The following is a 15,227-nucleotide window of genomic DNA, read 5'->3' as shown; positions in this document are numbered from 1 at the left end:
ATAAAAATGGATCGGAAGGTATTAATACTTGGAGGTTATGGTAATTTCGGCAAAAAAATATCTGTCTTACTTGCAAAAGCAGGTATCAGTATTATTATTGCAGGACGCAATAAAGAAAAATTAGAGAAGTTTCAAAATACAATAACCTCAGAATATCCCAAAGCTTTAATAAGCAGCGCATTATTGAATATTGATAAAGATTTAAGCAGAAAATTACTCAAGCTAAAACCTGTTATCGTAATTAATACTTGTGGTCCATTTCAAAATGCCGACTATTTAGTGGCAGAAATATGTATAAAACATAGAATACATTACATAGATTTATCAGATGATAGAAAGTTTGTAAAAGGTATTCATGCATTAAATGCCCATGCAGAAAAAAACAATGTATTAATAGTAAGTGGTGCAAGTACTGTACCAGGATTGTCTTCTGCAGTGCTAGAACACTACAAAGATAGATTTGCTAAAATAGAATCTTTAATCTTTGGTATTAGTCCAGGAGACAAAACAGAACGTGGCATTGCAACAGTTGAGTCTGTTCTTTCTTATTTAGGCAAGCCACTAGAACCTTATCCTGTTAATACAGGAAAGCAGTGTTACGGTTGGCAAGATATATATCGTCAACAGTACCCTGACATTGGTAAACGTTGGATGGCTAATTGTAATATACCAGATCTTGATTTATTACCTCAACATTACGGTCTACAACATATACAATTTTCTGCTGGCACAGAAAGTAACATACTACATCTTGGCATGTGGGTCATATCATGGTTAATCAGACTTGGCATCCCAATTCGACTTACTAAATATTCTAAATTTTTATTACGTATTAGTAATGTGTTTAGCGTATTTGGTACAACACATGGAGGAATGCATATGCTAATTAAAGGTAAAGATAATAACAACAATATAAAAAAAGTAGAGTGGTTTATTATTGCCAAGGAAGGTGATGGTCCTCAGATTCCGTGTATACCAGCAGTAGTCATTACCAAGAAACTGCTATCTGGTAGTATAAAAGAGTATGGTGCTATGGCTTGTATTGGGCTGATCACATTAGAAGAATATATGCAAGAATTAAGTGGATTTGCAATTAAACAGTATGAATTCTGTAGTAGATAAATATCAAGAAAGAAGTATTGACTTTTTCATTGTACGGTGTAACCTGAGATTATGAGACAATCTGGTATATAAAAGTGAGTAGGATTTGCGAATTAACAAACAGAAGAAAGGCTGTTGGTAATAAAGTATCGCATTCAAATCGCAAGACCAAGCGTACTTTCTGCCTAAATTTACATAAAGTTACATTATATAGTCATATATTAAATAAAAAATTTAGATTGCGCATAGCAGCAAGAACCTTGAGAACTATAGATTACAAAGGTGATCTCGATGCTTTTTTATTGAATACAAGGACAATAAAATTAAGTGAAAAAGCTCAAAAAATAAAAAGAGAGTTAAAAAAAACCTTAGCAAAAAATGCAGGGTAAACCTCAATGGTTAAAGGTCAGAGCTCCAAGTGGTAAAGTATTTGAAGAAACTTTAAATACTGTTAAGTTATATAATTTGCATACAGTATGCGAAGAAGCAGCCTGCCCAAATATAGGTGAGTGTTGGAATAAACGCCATGCAACTGTAATGATACTGGGTTCTGTTTGTACTCGTGCATGTGCATTTTGCAACGTGGCAACAGGGGTTCCTGAAAAATTAGATCCTCATGAGCCGGAAAATCTTGCTAAGGCTATAAAGAGGCTCAATCTAAATCATGTTGTGATTACTTCCGTTGATCGTGATGATTTACCAGATGGTGGTGCATCACAATTCATAAAATGTATAAAAGAAATTAGAAAGATTAATCAAAATACAACCATAGAAGTTTTAACACCAGATTTCTTAAATAAAGATGGAGCATTTGAAGCAATAGCTAACGCTTTACCTGATGTCTATAATCACAATATTGAAACAGTGCCTAGGTTATACATAAAAATTAGGCCTCGTGCACGTTATTTTCATTCTTTATATCTGTTAAAAACAGTTAAGCAAATTAATCCTGCCATCTTTACAAAATCAGGACTAATGGTTGGACTTGGAGAGACAAAAGAAGAAGTATTTCAGGTCATGGATGACTTACGCAGCGCTGAAGTTGATTTCATTACTATTGGTCAATACTTACAACCAACTGCAAAACATGCAAAACTAGATAGATACGTCACACCAGAAGAGTTTGACCACTATAAATATATAGCCTATTCCAAAGGATTCCTAGTAGTGGCATCTAGCCCACTCACTAGATCATCATATCATGCAGAAGAAGACTTTAATAAGTTGAAAGCATCTTATGCTAATGTCTAACCTTAACCAGCATATTTTTTTGAGACAATTTTTCAAAAAATTCCCTAAGAGGTTTTACTCCGCTACTAGAATCGTAAGGTTGCACACAATCAATATTACTACTTGGAGCATTCTCAATATGTTGTTCTGTATCATGACTCTGTACCATAATATCATGGATTCTTGACCCTTCACAAGATGATTCATATCCAGAAGAAGCACTGCTCCTTCTTTTTTGTAAAGTATCCCCTGCTGTTTCATTATTATGTGTCCCAATGCCCGGGCTTGGTTTTTCAGATTCACATTCAGGATAAGAAGCACCGCTACTACTTGCGTCTTCTTGGATTCCCTTATAAATAATCTTCTGTGGTGATACATTATTACTATTTGATACATTGTTACTAAGCTTATTATGGCCTTTCTTTAGAAGAGAAGTATCATTATTAGTAATATCTGCTCTAGAACTTTCACCTGGTAATTGAGATGTTCTAACATCGTCATCTCCCCATTCATCTCTATCCTCTGGTAAACCATCATCACTTGCACTGGACTTCTCGAAATGTATTCTATTACTCAGACTATCCATCCAAGGTTTGCTACTACCTAAAGTTTTGTTATGGTTAATATTTTTATTAACTGGTTTAAGCTTAATTTCACCATTTTTTATTTTTTTTATTCGCTCAAACAACTCATCTGGCACTTTCTTATCGTTCTTAGCAGCAGCGCCACCATTATGATGGTTTAGATCTAATTCCAAATTGTTTACTTCATCTTTTTGTTGAGATGATAACTGACCCTTTATATCACCATTATTTTGTTTAAAATTTGTTTTTGCGTTCCAATTAGCAGGAGGCAGTGGAGGTGCTGGAGGTGGTTGCACACAATTAACCTTATTACTTGGAGCATTCTTAATAGGTTGTTCTGTAGCATGACTCTGTGCCACAATGCCCGGGCTTGATTTTTCAGATTCATATTTAGATTCCCACTCTGAATCATCTTCCATCTGCAATCGTCTTTTCTTCAGTGCTTCCTGTAGTACTTCGTGTAATGTAAGTGCTGGAGAAAGAACAGTAGAGATGCTACCATTTTTTAACCCCTCTGGCACTTTCTTGTCGTTCTTAGCAGCAGTACCACCATTAGGATGGTTTGGATGATCTGATCTCAAATTGCTTACTGTATCATCTTTTTGTTTAGATGATGACTGACGCTTTACACCACCATAATCTTGTGTAACATTTGTTTTGTTGCCAAAACTAGCAGGAGGCGGTGGAGGTGCTGAAGGAAGAACAATAGAGGTGCTAGTCAAAATCTCTGCTGATGATGACTGACTCTTTATTAATAAGTATAGTGCTGACATAATCACAACTACTGCACAGACAGCAAACACTGGACCAAGACCGGAAGAGTATATGCCAACAGCAACACTAGATGCGAACAGCGTCAACACAACAATAGAACATTTTAATTTTGAATTAACCATACCTACACCTACCATTTGCTTAACATAAATTAATAATTTTTTAATGTAATGATAAAGACGCAGATAATAGCTGTCAAGCAATTTAATTACTGAATAAAGTATAAAAGCTACACCAAAAAGTGACTCTTACGGGATTCGAACCCGTGTTACCACCGTGAAAGGGTGGTGTCCTAACCACTAGACGAAAGAGTCAACAACAAACTATACATAACTTCCCAACCAAATTCAATCACTTTAAATCCATTTAACTAAAGGCGGCATTGACATCATAATTGCATCTGGATTACCATTAGTTATCAAGCCAAATCTAGTACCACGATCGTACAAGAGATTAAATTCCACATATCTTCCACGTCTTATTAATTGATGTTCACGCTGTGCTTCTGTCCAAGGTTCATTAATATGTCTTTTTATAATATGTAAAAAAATTTCTAAAAATGTTTCACCAACAGCTTTTGTAAAATTAAAATCATCATGCCAATCTCCTGAGTTAAGATTATCATAAAAAATACCACCTATACCACGTGATTCTTGCCTATGTGGTAAGAAAAAATAGTCATCACATTGGTGTTTAAATTTTATATAATATTCAGGATTAAATTTATCACATGCTGTCTTAAGTGTATTATGTATATACTGATAATCAGCTTCATCATAATACATCGGTGTAAAATCTATACCACCACCAAACCATTGCTTTGAAGTGTATATCAATCGTGTGTTCATATGTGCTGCAGGAATAAGAGGTGATTGCATATGAGACACAATAGATATACCACCTGCCCAAAATTTTCCATTACTTTCATTTGCACCAGGAATCTCATTTATTACCGAATCTGAAAACTTTCCATATACCTCAGAAACATTGATCCCTACTTTTTCAAATACATCTCCATAAATAATAGTAGACTCACCTCCCCCACCATCTATGCGTTTCCATATTCTTTTGTTAACTTTTGGTTCTTTAGCAAATTGTTTCTCAAGTAACACAAAAGATTCTCTCACTTTATCCCTTAATGTGTAGAACCACTCAACAGCTAATTTTTTCTGTGTGTCTGTTGCTTTTTCCATACGCTCTAAATTAGATATCGACGAATTAATAAATATATATAATTATATTAATATAATAAAAATATCTAAAATGAGCAAAAGATATACAGATAATAAAAAAGAAAATAGAGTAGATTTTATATTTAGAGATTATGGCATGCCAAGCATTATAGCTGCTACCATTATATTTCTGCCTGTAATAATAATATCTATACTATATTTCTGTGGTATATATGATCCACATATTAACATAGAAATTAACTTACTTATTAGCATCATGATAGCTCTATTTGTTGTGTATAACATTAAACATTATAGGTACATGCTTAATGCTATAGAGTTTCAAAACGCAATATTTGCCAATGCATTGAATCACAATACAGAATTTTGTGTAATTTTACATAAAAGTGAAGATGTTGTTTATGCTGATGCAAGATTTTACGAAAGATTTAGAGACCATATAGATAGCGAAATCTCTTTAAGCAAAATTCTTGAAGTAGTAAATGTTTTAGAAAATGAACGGCAAGCATTTTACCATGCTTTCAAAAATAATACTTCTATATATACATATGTTTCCTTAAGCAAAAAAAACAGAATATCGAGTTTTCTATTATCTTGCGAACCTGTACTAGATAACCCTCAAATTTCTATAAATGAAAGTAAAATTTTGAATTTATCTCTAGTACCAATAGCACGACCACGTGGATATTTTGTATTAAAAGCAACTAAAATCAATAAAGAACAAGTATATGAAGAATTAATAGAAAAGCATAACATAGGTACATATATTGCAAACACTAAAGGCATCATTCTATCCACAAATAAAAGATTCTTGGATATATTTGAGCTTACAAAGCTTGAAAAAGGTAATTCAATGAATGATTTTATTTCAAAGTTTGAGTCTGGTGATATAGAAAATAGAAATGACATCTTGTTTTTCACAGCAAACTGTATTCCATTTAGAGCATGCATGAGCACCACACTATTTTGTGATAAATATAATCACAGCTACATATATGGGTTCATTACACCATCAGAATCAAATATTACAGACTATCAATTACACCCATGTTTTGCAAATGCATCTATTGCAATAGCACAATGTGATGTCAATGGTAGCTTTATTAAAAAAAACCCAGCTTTAACAAAACTTGCAGGATCAAATGAAAATTCAATTTTTAAAGTAATATCTACTGGATATCATAGAAAAATACGTGAATATTTTTCAAGCAATAGGATAAATAATGCGTTTTTTAATGTTCAGCTTGCTAATGCTAATAGCATAAAAATATACTTTAATAAATTTATCCACAATAAAACTATTTTTATACTCTGCTATTTCGTCGACAATAGTGAACATAAAAACCTGGAAATGAAACTTGAGCATTACCAAAAAATGCAAGCAATAGGCCAACTGGCTGGAGGTATCGCTCATGATTTTAATAACATCTTAACAGGTATCATAGGGTTCTGTGACCTACTCCTATTGCAACATCCAGCTGGTGATCCGTCTTTCGGAGACATAATACAGATACAACAAAATACAAAGCGTGGATCCAACTTGGTCAAGCAGTTACTCGCATTTTCTAGGAAGCAAACCCTACAACCAAAAATTGTAGATGTCAATAGCACAATAGATAATCTTTATGAGATGATCAAGAGGTTAATAGGTGAAAATATAAAATTTACTACTCATTACGAAAGAGATTTAGGTGCTGTTAAAGCAGACCAAGGACAATTAGAGCAAGTCATTATTAACCTTGTCGTAAATGCAAGTGCTGCAATGGAAAAAGGAGGAGAGTTAATTATATGTACTTCAAATAAAAAGATAGATTCACTAAATTCCACATTTCAAGATATGTTTTCTCCTGATAAAGAAGCAATTGAACATGGAAACTATGTGTTAATTGAGATAATCGATACTGGATGCGGTATAGATAGCAGTATCATTGAAAAAATATTTGATCCATTCTTTTCTACTAAAGATATTACCTCTGGCACGGGGCTAGGTCTTTCAACAGTATATGGAATTGTTAAACAAACCGAAGGATATATTTATGTGAGCAGCAAAGTGAATCAATGTACTAAATTCTGTATATTCTTACCTATGGTCTATGTGTCAGATGAAAATTACAAAGAACAAAATATCGAAAAAGTTGAATCTTTTACAGCAAATGAAGTAAAAGAAGGTGGTATAATCTTATTAGTTGAAGATGAAGATTCAGTAAGGGAATTCATTACTAAAGCACTAACAAGAAGCGGATATACTGTAATAGAGGCTAGTATAGGTAGTCAAGCGCTGGAGATAATTAGCAAAAAAAATCAACATATAGATCTCATTATTACTGATGTAGTTATGCCAGAAGTCAGCGGGCCAGAAATAGTAAAAGAAGCATTAATTCATAGGCCAGGTATAAACGTTATTTTTATCTCAGGGTATGCCGAAGATACATTCTTGAAGAATGAGGATATTAATATAGGAGATTTTCATTTTTTACCTAAACCTTTTACTTTAAGTGAATTGGGAAATAAAGTCCAGAGTGTGTTAAAAAACTTACATAAGCCTGTTTAATTGACTTCTCTATAGAAATCTTTCAATAAACTTATTTCTTTTACCCACATAGTATCACCATTTGGTGTCTCCAAATATTTAGGAATATTGCGAAGCTTCGGATGCTGCATTAATATTTTGAAGCAATTTAGACCTATTTCTCCACTTCCTAGATTTGCATGACGATCTTTCCTTGAATTTAACCCAAAAATAGAATCATTGACATGTATAGCATAAAGATGCTTGAGGCCAATTATTGACTCAAATTCATTTAATGTATCTCTCCATCCAGTAAGCGTACAAATATCGTAACCTGCAGCAAAAATATGGCATGTATCCATACAAACTCCTATCGGTACTTCTTGTTTTACATTTTCGATAATGTCACCCAGTTGCTGAAATGACCAACCAATAGTTGAACCTTGACCTGCTGTGGTTTCAAGTAGTAGTCGTAGCTTTGTTTCCTTGTTAAAAAATGGCTTAAACCCTCGCAAGCTTTGTATAATGCGGTCTATACAAGCTACTTCACTATCACCAGTAGCAGCACCTGGGTGAAAGTTTAAATAATCTATCTGCAATGCCAAGCAACGTTCTATTTCTTCTACAAAAGCAGTACGGCTTTTAGCTAACAGCGCATTATTATTGGATCCAAGATTAATTAAATAATTACCATGACTCATTACATATTTAATACCAGTAGTATCGAGTGCGGAATACCATTCATCCAGATCAGCACTGCTTAGTTTCCTACCTTGCCATTGACGCTGATTACTTGTAAATAACTGTATAGTAGTAGCACCGATTGATTGTCCGTGTAACAACGCTTTATGTAGTCCACCTTGAGTAGAGGTATGTGCACCAATATACATACAGTATATTGTCTCTCACATAATCAAAGAACCAGAACTTTTCACAGGTTTACCAACTTCAACAATAAATAAATTTTCGGGATCTAGTAGAAACTTAGCTAGTGCATTTACTTCATCTAGCTTAACCTGATTTACATAATCTATATAACTGTTAAAATAGTGTGTGTCTAGGCCATTCATTTGTATAAAGCTTAACCGTGATGCTATGCGAGCATTACTAAACATAGAAAAAACATAAGAATTTACTATATCTATTTTTGCGTCTTTGAACAATTGCATATCAATCCCACTTCTCTTTACTTCACTGAGTGTCCCTTTTATTGCTGATATAGCCTTAATAGTATTACTACTATCAGTTTGTATGAATCCATATATACTATTACCGTGTTCACAATTGGCCATATAAAAATAAACACCATAAGTCATAGCTAAAGTTTCTCTAAGTCTACGCATCAATAAAGAGTTTAAACTCTGACCACCTACTGCATTCATTAAAACCAAAGCATTATGATAATTAGGATCATTATAAGCTATACCTTTTTGTGCAAAAAATATGACACTATATGGTATATTCATATCAATATGCTTATTTTCTGCATGACCAAAGTCGTTTTTTACAGGTAGACTTTTTGTAGACTGTGATTTTTGTAACGGTAGTTTAAAGAGATACTTATCTAATAATGCTTCTATTTCTCCACTTTTTACTGCACCCACTACACTAATAACAATATTATTTTTAGTAAAGTTACGTTTTATATAACCTAAAATATCTTCTCTTGTAAGACTTGTTACAGTACTTAAAGTTCCATATACATTTCTCGCATAAGGATGCCTTTTATAAATTAACTTCGTTATCTCTTGCATCCCAATTAAACCAGGTATCTCCCTGCAGTAATTAATGCTTACTTTGACAAATTCTCTAGCTCTACTTAACCCTTCAGGATCAACTTTAGGACGCATTATAGCATCGCTCATTAATGCAACACTTTCTTCTAAATTTTCAGATAAAGTATCTACAGAAATTGTAAAATCTTCCAAGGTAGGATTAAAAAACAACTGTATCCCCTTATCATTAAGCTTTTGTGCAAATTCTTTAGCACTATTTTCACCTGATCCTTCTTTAACAACTAAAGAAGTAAGAAAAGAAAGCCCCTGTTTTTCCGTATGCTCATATGCTGACCCAGCACCTTTAAATGTCACAGCTATTGAAACCTTTGGTAAATCATGATTTTCAACAAACAAAAACTTAAATCCTTTCTTAGTGACTACTTCTTTTATTTGAATTTTATTATCTGCATATAAATTACAACTCATATAAAGAATAAATATAAATATAATTTTACCTATTTGCATGATTTATTTCCCCCTGAGGTAGTAAACGACCAACTAACTTATTAGCAGAAACAAAAATAGTATGAAGCTTACTATTAATATCTTCCAAGTTAATATCATTAATTTGATTATATGTGATATCTATCTCTTCGAGAGGAATATTAAGTGCTAACTTTGAAGTATAGAAGTGTGCAATACTCTCTAAGCTAGAGAAATTATTAAATTGTGCTACTTTGTAGAGATATTTTGCTCTTTTCAATTCTGTTTCTGTTATGCCGTCATGAATAAACTGACTAATGCTACTTTCAAGCTCCTTCTCCACTGCATCTATATTCACCCCATCTTTCGGCAACACAATAATATCAATAAAACCATTGCTAAAAGTTATTCCACTGTAACCAGCATATACTAATACTGCGATATTCTTATCACAGACTAGATCATTATATAGCCTGCTAGAGTTATCTCCACCCAACTGATGAGCTATCAAATAAACTATTAAGCCTTCCTTAATGTTATCAAATTTAGGTACTTTATAACGCAAAAGTAACTTTGGCACTTTTGTTTGTTGACTTTGAAGAGTTAACACCACATTAGAATTATGTACTGGCTCTTGATTTGGATAATGCCTGATTACAGGGCGAGATTTAATATGGCCATATTTTTCTTCTGCAAGTTTTAATGCTTCATCAAATTCTACATCACCCACCATGAAAAGTATTGCATTACCAGGATGATAATACCTATCATGGAAATCTTTTATATCATCATAAGTATAACTCCGTATATCTGCCTCTAAACCCATAACAGACCTGCCATAAGCTGTACGGTAAAATACATGATCTATTTCTTCATATAATAAAGCCGTAGGATGGTTTTCAATATTAGTTTTCCTTTCCGCTATCACGATATCCTTTTCATTATCCATTGTTTTACTTCTTTCATGACTTAATTCACTTAAATTAAAAGCAGACATCCTATCCGCTTCGATTTCCATAGCTAATGGCAAGTCTTCTTTTAATACTAACTCCCAGTAACAAGTATATTCTTTTGTAGTATATGCATTATTTCGAGCTCCAATACTTGCTAAAGTAGCTGCTATATCCTTAAACTTTCCCATTGTTTTAAACATAAGATGCTCAAAATAATGTGCTAATCCTGTTTTGCCAATAGGATCATCCATACCGCCAACTTTATATACTACTGAATGTAATACAGCTGGGATACGGTTATTTAATACAACACAAACCTCTAAACCATTTTTAAGTTTAGCACATTGGACACCTGATTGACCTGCAAAAACTGAATTACTAAATAAAACTGAATTACTAAATAAAAACACAGCGGGTAAGAGAAAGCTATAAAGTCTACGCAACATTGCTTGACCTAAATATATATAATGCTGAAAGCATATTGTATATGGTTTTATCAGTCAATAGCTTTATGCCGCTGACAGATAAAAGTATCATATATATACCATTTGTACATTAATATCAGCATTCCACCCGCTATATAGCAATCTGCTAAATTAAAAGCAGGCCAATACCAATCACCAATATGAAAATGTATGAAATCATATACGGCTTTCCAGTATATCCTATCAACTACATTGCCAATGGCACCACCAATCATAAGAGTAAAACCTATACAGGTTAGCCTATCATTAGCCTGATATAGTAAATATAATAATATATTAATTATAATAATAGCAAAGACTGAAAATAATAAATCTCTATATGGCAATGTACTAAATAGTCCAAAGCTAATACCTGAATTCCATACTTCTATGAGTTTTATAAAACTACAAATTTCAATATATCCTTCTTCATCAATCAACGCATTGACATATAACTTACTTGCCTGATCTGCAAATGCTATAATTATTATAACAAGCAAATATAATTTTTTCATTTCTTTACTTTTACATTACACATAAATTTATATCAGAACACATAAATTTATATCAGAAATTTGCATGAACTCCCTTGATCTACAAACGTGCATAACACAATATATTTGTATAACCAATTGACACTAAGCTTATTTCTTATATTATAACAATTATTATAATAATTAATTATATAATTAGGGTTAAAATTATGGGTAAGGTTGCAGTAAAAGTTATAATATATACAAAACCAGGTTGTTCATATTGTATTAAAGCAAAACAGTTATTACATAGCAAAAACATAGAGTACGAAGAAGTTGATATAATAAAAAATCCTGAGTTATTCATAATAATAAAGTCTGAATATGATGTAAAAACTGTACCGCAGATTTTTATTGTATATGAAGATGAAAGTAAGATCCATATAAACGGATATGATGAATTAAATCGTATTGATTGCATAGGCAAATTAGATAGCATGCTACATTTAACAAGCAGTCGAGATGATGGTATAGGTCATGATAGTAGTGATCACAGCAGCACTAATGAACCTGATAACGATAGTTATCATAGCAGTAATTTTGATTCTACAGAACATAACATGCAAGATCCTGGAATTGAAATAATGTAAGTTTAATTTAAATAAATTTTAATAAATTCCACATAAAATTTGTTTGACAAGCTATAAAAGGAGATAAGATGATACGCAACATTTCAATTATCAATAAAAATCTTCTGAGTATTGAAATAACAAATCAGCAGGTGCTTGAACACTTTATTAAAATTTGCACAGTACTTGATAAACATAAAGCAGCAAAAGCACTTTTTGCAGATGAGGTGACAATAGAGTATAAGCAGCATGATAGCATAGAATATGTAGAATTATATAAAAATAACAATTTTTTATATCATGATATTGAAAATATAGTTTATCATCTGTATGATCATGGAATTAAAATCACAAACAGCATAATGGCAAATACTATTACAGCTGCACATGCTCTTGAATCAAAGGGAATAGCATTTTCTCTCTTTAATAGTTGTCTACAATGCAACATCAGGGTAAATAAAAATATATTTACAATTACACCTATGTGTGAAAAACATTTATGGTTACAGTCACATAACAGCAAAATGTTAATAAACTCACTAAAGAGTGTAAAAACACTATATTACTGTGTACTAAAAAAGAATACTGTAAACTTAATAGTACATTCTGATGTACAGCAAGTCATTAACATAATTACAGAGTCATTAATAAAGTCTAGTTTATTGGCAAAAAGTAATGAACAAATACTCAAAGCAAAGTTAAGACAGCTTGCCTTTAAAGATCAAGCATTTATTGAATATTCTAGTATTAAGACTATTAATCAATATCCACGCAACCATCCTTTGCGAAAATATGAAGGTATTGCTAAAAATATAGAAGATATTTTATGTGATTTTATAGAAGGTGAAGGTGAAAGCAGTGAATCAGCCGTAGAACGGTTAAATCAAATAAGCCTTAAGCTTTCTCCTGATACACCGAAAATTATTACCAAAACAATAGATAAACTTGTCAAATTTCATTGAGCTTTAATAGACATATAATTTTCATCATGTTTAGCAAATACCGTATCTGCTAGGAATGTAGTTTTATTGAGCATTATACCCTGAACAACAACACTGTTTTTTTCTGAAAACATAGGAGGCAGTATTCCTTTATATACTATACTAATGCTTTGATTGAAATCTGTTATTTGAAAAATAATTTCACTATCATTTTTAATTATACTATTTTCAACAACTATTCCACAAATACGTATAGGCTTTTTCTTGTGTGGTAGCATTACAGCTTCACTTACAGTATAAAAAAATGAAATATTTTCCTTCAGTGTCATTAAAACAAAAAAAATTATGCAGCTTAAAGCACAAAAAATTCCGGTAACTACAAGTAATCTTTTATGTCTTTTTTTCATTATTTTGCTCAAGTTTTCGCAAAAATCTTTCGCTGCGTTTATAACGAGAAAAAGCAAAAATTAGTTCTCCTATCATCAATATGAAACTAATAAAATAAGCACAAAACACCATTAAAATAGCTCACCTGTGTCAAAATAAACTAAATCTTCATTTTCCTGTTTTAAGATTAATTTACCATCTGTATCTATACCAGTAAAAATGCCACTAAGCAACTGATCAGCCAATTTTATACTTATTAGCTCATTTAGTTTAAAAGCCCTCTCCAGCCATGCTTTTCTTATATCATAAAATCCGTTAAGTATCCATTGTTTTCTTAATTTATTAAAATTTATTATCAGCATTGTAAGCAAATCCATATTAGATAAAGGGTTGCAATAATTACTAATACAAGTTGATTCTTGCAATGGCGCATGTACTATATTAATACCAACACCTATTACTAACCAATTTGAGTAAGATTTTCTTTCTATTAGTACTCCACTGATTTTTTTACCATCAATTAATATATCATTAGGCCACTTGTATTGAACACCTAAATTATCTACAAGTGATAATAAAGTATGTCCTACAGCTATAGCAGTGATAAAAACAAACTCACTAAATTTACCTACTGGGTTTATTATAAAGCTTATATATAAATTGCCTTCCGGAGATAGCCACCTTTTACCTGTACGTCCTCTGCCATTTGTTTGTTTGTCTGCAATAATTACAGTTTCATCAAATATGCCCTTGTCAATTAAATCTAGTGCTTCTGTGTTAGTACTAAAAATTTCTTTATAGTGATAAATGCAGAAGTTGGAAAATGTTTCCATAAAAATTTTTAATTATAAACCTTACTGTTTAAGGCACTAATATTTTATTGCATAAAAAGAGCTCAGTCTATATAATTATATTATACAAGGGCGGTTAGCTCAGATTGGTAGAGCATTTCGTTTACACCGAAGAGGTCGGCAGTTCGAGCCTGTCACCGCCCACTCAATTAAAGCTTTAGAAAGTGTTTTGAAAGTCAGGATAAGAAAGGATAAAGTACCTATCCTGGTAAAATTTTCAATTTTCGCCATAATGGTAGTTTACTCATTTCAAAACAAGCAAACTACCATCATTCATTTTATCCTTTTGTAGGATGCTACGTTCTTCTTTGATTTGCTGCAGGTTCTACTAAAGGTTCTACTACAGGTTCTACTACAGGTGCTCCTACAGGTTCTCCAGCAATCTTGGTTTTTAAAGAAAAGTATAGCTGATTTGTAATACCTGTAATAGCATTAGTAACAGCACCTATCCAACCTACAGGTTCTTCTACAACAGGTTCTCCTACAGGTTCTTCTACAACAGGTTCTCCTACAGGTTCTTCTACAACAGGTTCTCCTACAGGTGCTTCTGGTGCTTCTACAGGCTGCTCGATACTGCCAGAAAGATCATTAGCAGGATCATTAATAGGACCAGCGTAATACCATGCTGTATAAGTAGCAATAGCAGCAATTGCAGTGAGAACTACAGAAAGAATTCCATAACTCATACAAACATTACTATATGTAAAACATATATTATGAAACTTCTCTGCAATTGCCAGGTACACTACAGCACTTAAAGCAACACAAGTTAAACTTGCAGAAATCACTATATTGTACTTATCAGATTGTCTAATCATTTTAACCTCCACTATAAAATAAAAATATTGAATGTATAGCGTATTTCACAATAGTTCGAATAGATCAAAAAAAATAGTTCCCTATTTTAAATTTTCCTTTTCGGGCTATTAAGGAAAGC

The 15,227-nt window shown here is 32.3% G+C and carries 16 protein-coding genes and 2 tRNA genes; 7 read left to right on the top strand and 11 right to left on the bottom strand.

Annotated features, from left to right (window positions below):
- The first annotated feature begins 6 nt into the window (after positions 1-6).
- The 3 genes from BIY23_RS01385 (at position 7) to lipA (ending at position 2,352) form a co-directional block, all read left to right on the top strand.
- Positions 7-1,122, top strand: coding sequence for a saccharopine dehydrogenase NADP-binding domain-containing protein (locus tag BIY23_RS01385; protein WP_070064767.1), 1,116 nt, complete (start codon positions 7-9; stop codon positions 1,120-1,122).
- Positions 1,123-1,196: 74 nt separating this feature from the next.
- Positions 1,197-1,490, top strand: coding sequence for a 50S ribosomal protein L28 (gene rpmB / locus BIY23_RS01380; RefSeq protein ID WP_070064766.1), 294 nt, complete (start codon positions 1,197-1,199; stop codon positions 1,488-1,490).
- Positions 1,480-2,352, top strand: coding sequence for a lipoyl synthase (gene lipA, locus BIY23_RS01375; RefSeq protein ID WP_070064765.1), 873 nt, complete (start codon positions 1,480-1,482; stop codon positions 2,350-2,352). The genes rpmB and lipA overlap by 11 nt, the downstream gene beginning before the upstream one ends.
- On the opposite strand, the gene BIY23_RS01370 is transcribed toward lipA, so the two are convergent.
- The 3 genes from BIY23_RS01370 to hemF form a co-directional block, all read right to left on the bottom strand.
- Positions 2,342-3,811, bottom strand: coding sequence for a hypothetical protein (locus BIY23_RS01370; protein WP_148115198.1), 1,470 nt, complete (start codon positions 3,809-3,811; stop codon positions 2,342-2,344). The two genes, lipA and BIY23_RS01370, sit on opposite strands and share 11 nt — an antisense overlap.
- A 120-nt stretch (positions 3,812-3,931) precedes the next feature.
- Positions 3,932-4,003: transfer RNA gene (locus BIY23_RS01365), tRNA-Glu, on the bottom strand.
- A 42-nt stretch (positions 4,004-4,045) separates the two neighbouring features.
- On the bottom strand, positions 4,046-4,882 hold the full coding sequence (gene hemF / locus BIY23_RS01360; RefSeq protein ID WP_070064763.1) for an oxygen-dependent coproporphyrinogen oxidase: 837 nt from the start codon (positions 4,880-4,882) through the stop codon (positions 4,046-4,048).
- A 70-nt stretch (positions 4,883-4,952) separates the two neighbouring features.
- Between hemF and BIY23_RS01355 the strand changes: the two genes are divergently transcribed.
- Complete coding sequence (locus BIY23_RS01355) at positions 4,953-7,433, top strand: response regulator (RefSeq protein WP_070064853.1); 2,481 nt, start codon at positions 4,953-4,955, stop codon at positions 7,431-7,433.
- On the opposite strand, the gene BIY23_RS01350 is transcribed toward BIY23_RS01355, so the two are convergent.
- The 4 genes from BIY23_RS01350 to lspA are packed head-to-tail and all read right to left on the bottom strand — an operon-like array spanning position 7,430 to position 11,524.
- A complete protein-coding gene (locus BIY23_RS01350; RefSeq protein WP_070064762.1) occupies positions 7,430-8,281 on the bottom strand; it encodes a deoxyribonuclease IV in 852 nt (283 codons plus the stop codon). The genes BIY23_RS01355 and BIY23_RS01350 overlap by 4 nt on opposite strands.
- A gap of 15 nt (positions 8,282-8,296) precedes the next feature.
- On the bottom strand, positions 8,297-9,634 hold the full coding sequence (locus BIY23_RS01345; protein ID WP_070064761.1) for a M16 family metallopeptidase: 1,338 nt from the start codon (positions 9,632-9,634) through the stop codon (positions 8,297-8,299).
- A complete protein-coding gene (locus tag BIY23_RS01340) occupies positions 9,621-10,991 on the bottom strand; it encodes a M16 family metallopeptidase (RefSeq protein ID WP_070064760.1) in 1,371 nt (456 codons plus the stop codon). The genes BIY23_RS01345 and BIY23_RS01340 overlap by 14 nt, the downstream gene beginning before the upstream one ends.
- Positions 10,992-11,041: 50 nt before the next feature.
- A complete protein-coding gene (gene lspA, locus BIY23_RS01335) occupies positions 11,042-11,524 on the bottom strand; it encodes a signal peptidase II (RefSeq protein ID WP_070064759.1) in 483 nt (160 codons plus the stop codon).
- A gap of 188 nt (positions 11,525-11,712) precedes the next feature.
- On the opposite strand from lspA, the gene BIY23_RS01330 reads away from it, so the two are divergent.
- Together BIY23_RS01330 and BIY23_RS01325 are read left to right on the top strand one after the other, a co-directional pair.
- Positions 11,713-12,132, top strand: a complete 420-nt coding sequence (locus tag BIY23_RS01330) for a glutaredoxin family protein (protein WP_070064758.1) — start codon at positions 11,713-11,715, stop codon at positions 12,130-12,132.
- A gap of 68 nt (positions 12,133-12,200) precedes the next feature.
- Positions 12,201-13,073: a hypothetical protein gene (locus tag BIY23_RS01325; RefSeq protein WP_070064757.1), complete on the top strand. Its 873-nt coding sequence runs from the start codon at positions 12,201-12,203 to the stop codon at positions 13,071-13,073.
- Here BIY23_RS01325 and ccmE read toward each other — a convergent pair.
- The 3 genes from ccmE to BIY23_RS01315 are packed head-to-tail and all read right to left on the bottom strand — an operon-like array spanning position 13,067 to position 14,272.
- Positions 13,067-13,459: a cytochrome c maturation protein CcmE gene (ccmE, locus tag BIY23_RS01320; protein WP_070064756.1), complete on the bottom strand. Its 393-nt coding sequence runs from the start codon at positions 13,457-13,459 to the stop codon at positions 13,067-13,069. The genes BIY23_RS01325 and ccmE overlap by 7 nt on opposite strands.
- Positions 13,443-13,535, bottom strand: coding sequence for a hypothetical protein (locus BIY23_RS05720; RefSeq protein ID WP_458772612.1), 93 nt, complete (start codon positions 13,533-13,535; stop codon positions 13,443-13,445). Before BIY23_RS05720 ends, ccmE begins: the two co-directional genes overlap by 17 nt.
- A 35-nt stretch (positions 13,536-13,570) precedes the next feature.
- Positions 13,571-14,272, bottom strand: coding sequence for a biotin--[acetyl-CoA-carboxylase] ligase (locus tag BIY23_RS01315; protein ID WP_070064755.1), 702 nt, complete (start codon positions 14,270-14,272; stop codon positions 13,571-13,573).
- 88 nt (positions 14,273-14,360) lie between these two features.
- Here BIY23_RS01315 and BIY23_RS01310 point away from each other — a divergent pair.
- Positions 14,361-14,434: transfer RNA gene (locus BIY23_RS01310), tRNA-Val, on the top strand.
- 152 nt (positions 14,435-14,586) lie between these two features.
- Here the strand turns inward: BIY23_RS01310 and BIY23_RS01305 are convergent.
- Positions 14,587-15,108, bottom strand: coding sequence for a hypothetical protein (locus tag BIY23_RS01305; RefSeq protein WP_070064754.1), 522 nt, complete (start codon positions 15,106-15,108; stop codon positions 14,587-14,589).
- Positions 15,109-15,227: the final 119 nt, after the last annotated feature.

It is taken from the genome of Wolbachia pipientis (assembly GCF_001752665.1).
GTDB classification, from domain to species: Bacteria; Pseudomonadota; Alphaproteobacteria; order Rickettsiales; family Anaplasmataceae; genus Wolbachia; species Wolbachia pipientis_A.
This window is presented reverse-complemented; position numbering and strand designations above follow the sequence as displayed.

Coding starts and splice junctions, on each gene's coding strand:
- BIY23_RS01385 (WP_070064767.1), top strand. CDS start 7: ATGGATCGGAAGGTATTAATACTTGGAGGTTATGGTAATTTCGGCAAA.
- lipA (WP_070064765.1), top strand. CDS start 1,480: ATGCAGGGTAAACCTCAATGGTTAAAGGTCAGAGCTCCAAGTGGTAAA.
- BIY23_RS01370 (WP_148115198.1), bottom strand. CDS start 3,811: ATGGTTAATTCAAAATTAAAATGTTCTATTGTTGTGTTGACGCTGTTC.
- hemF (WP_070064763.1), bottom strand. CDS start 4,882: ATGGAAAAAGCAACAGACACACAGAAAAAATTAGCTGTTGAGTGGTTC.
- BIY23_RS01355 (WP_070064853.1), top strand. CDS start 4,953: ATGAGCAAAAGATATACAGATAATAAAAAAGAAAATAGAGTAGATTTT.
- BIY23_RS01350 (WP_070064762.1), bottom strand. CDS start 8,281: ATGTATATTGGTGCACATACCTCTACTCAAGGTGGACTACATAAAGCG.
- BIY23_RS01345 (WP_070064761.1), bottom strand. CDS start 9,634: ATGCAAATAGGTAAAATTATATTTATATTTATTCTTTATATGAGTTGT.
- BIY23_RS01340 (WP_070064760.1), bottom strand. CDS start 10,991: ATGTTGCGTAGACTTTATAGCTTTCTCTTACCCGCTGTGTTTTTATTT.
- lspA (WP_070064759.1), bottom strand. CDS start 11,524: ATGAAAAAATTATATTTGCTTGTTATAATAATTATAGCATTTGCAGAT.
- BIY23_RS01330 (WP_070064758.1), top strand. CDS start 11,713: ATGGGTAAGGTTGCAGTAAAAGTTATAATATATACAAAACCAGGTTGT.
- BIY23_RS01325 (WP_070064757.1), top strand. CDS start 12,201: ATGATACGCAACATTTCAATTATCAATAAAAATCTTCTGAGTATTGAA.
- ccmE (WP_070064756.1), bottom strand. CDS start 13,459: ATGAAAAAAAGACATAAAAGATTACTTGTAGTTACCGGAATTTTTTGT.
- BIY23_RS05720 (WP_458772612.1), bottom strand. CDS start 13,535: ATGATAGGAGAACTAATTTTTGCTTTTTCTCGTTATAAACGCAGCGAA.
- BIY23_RS01315 (WP_070064755.1), bottom strand. CDS start 14,272: ATGGAAACATTTTCCAACTTCTGCATTTATCACTATAAAGAAATTTTT.
- BIY23_RS01305 (WP_070064754.1), bottom strand. CDS start 15,108: ATGATTAGACAATCTGATAAGTACAATATAGTGATTTCTGCAAGTTTA.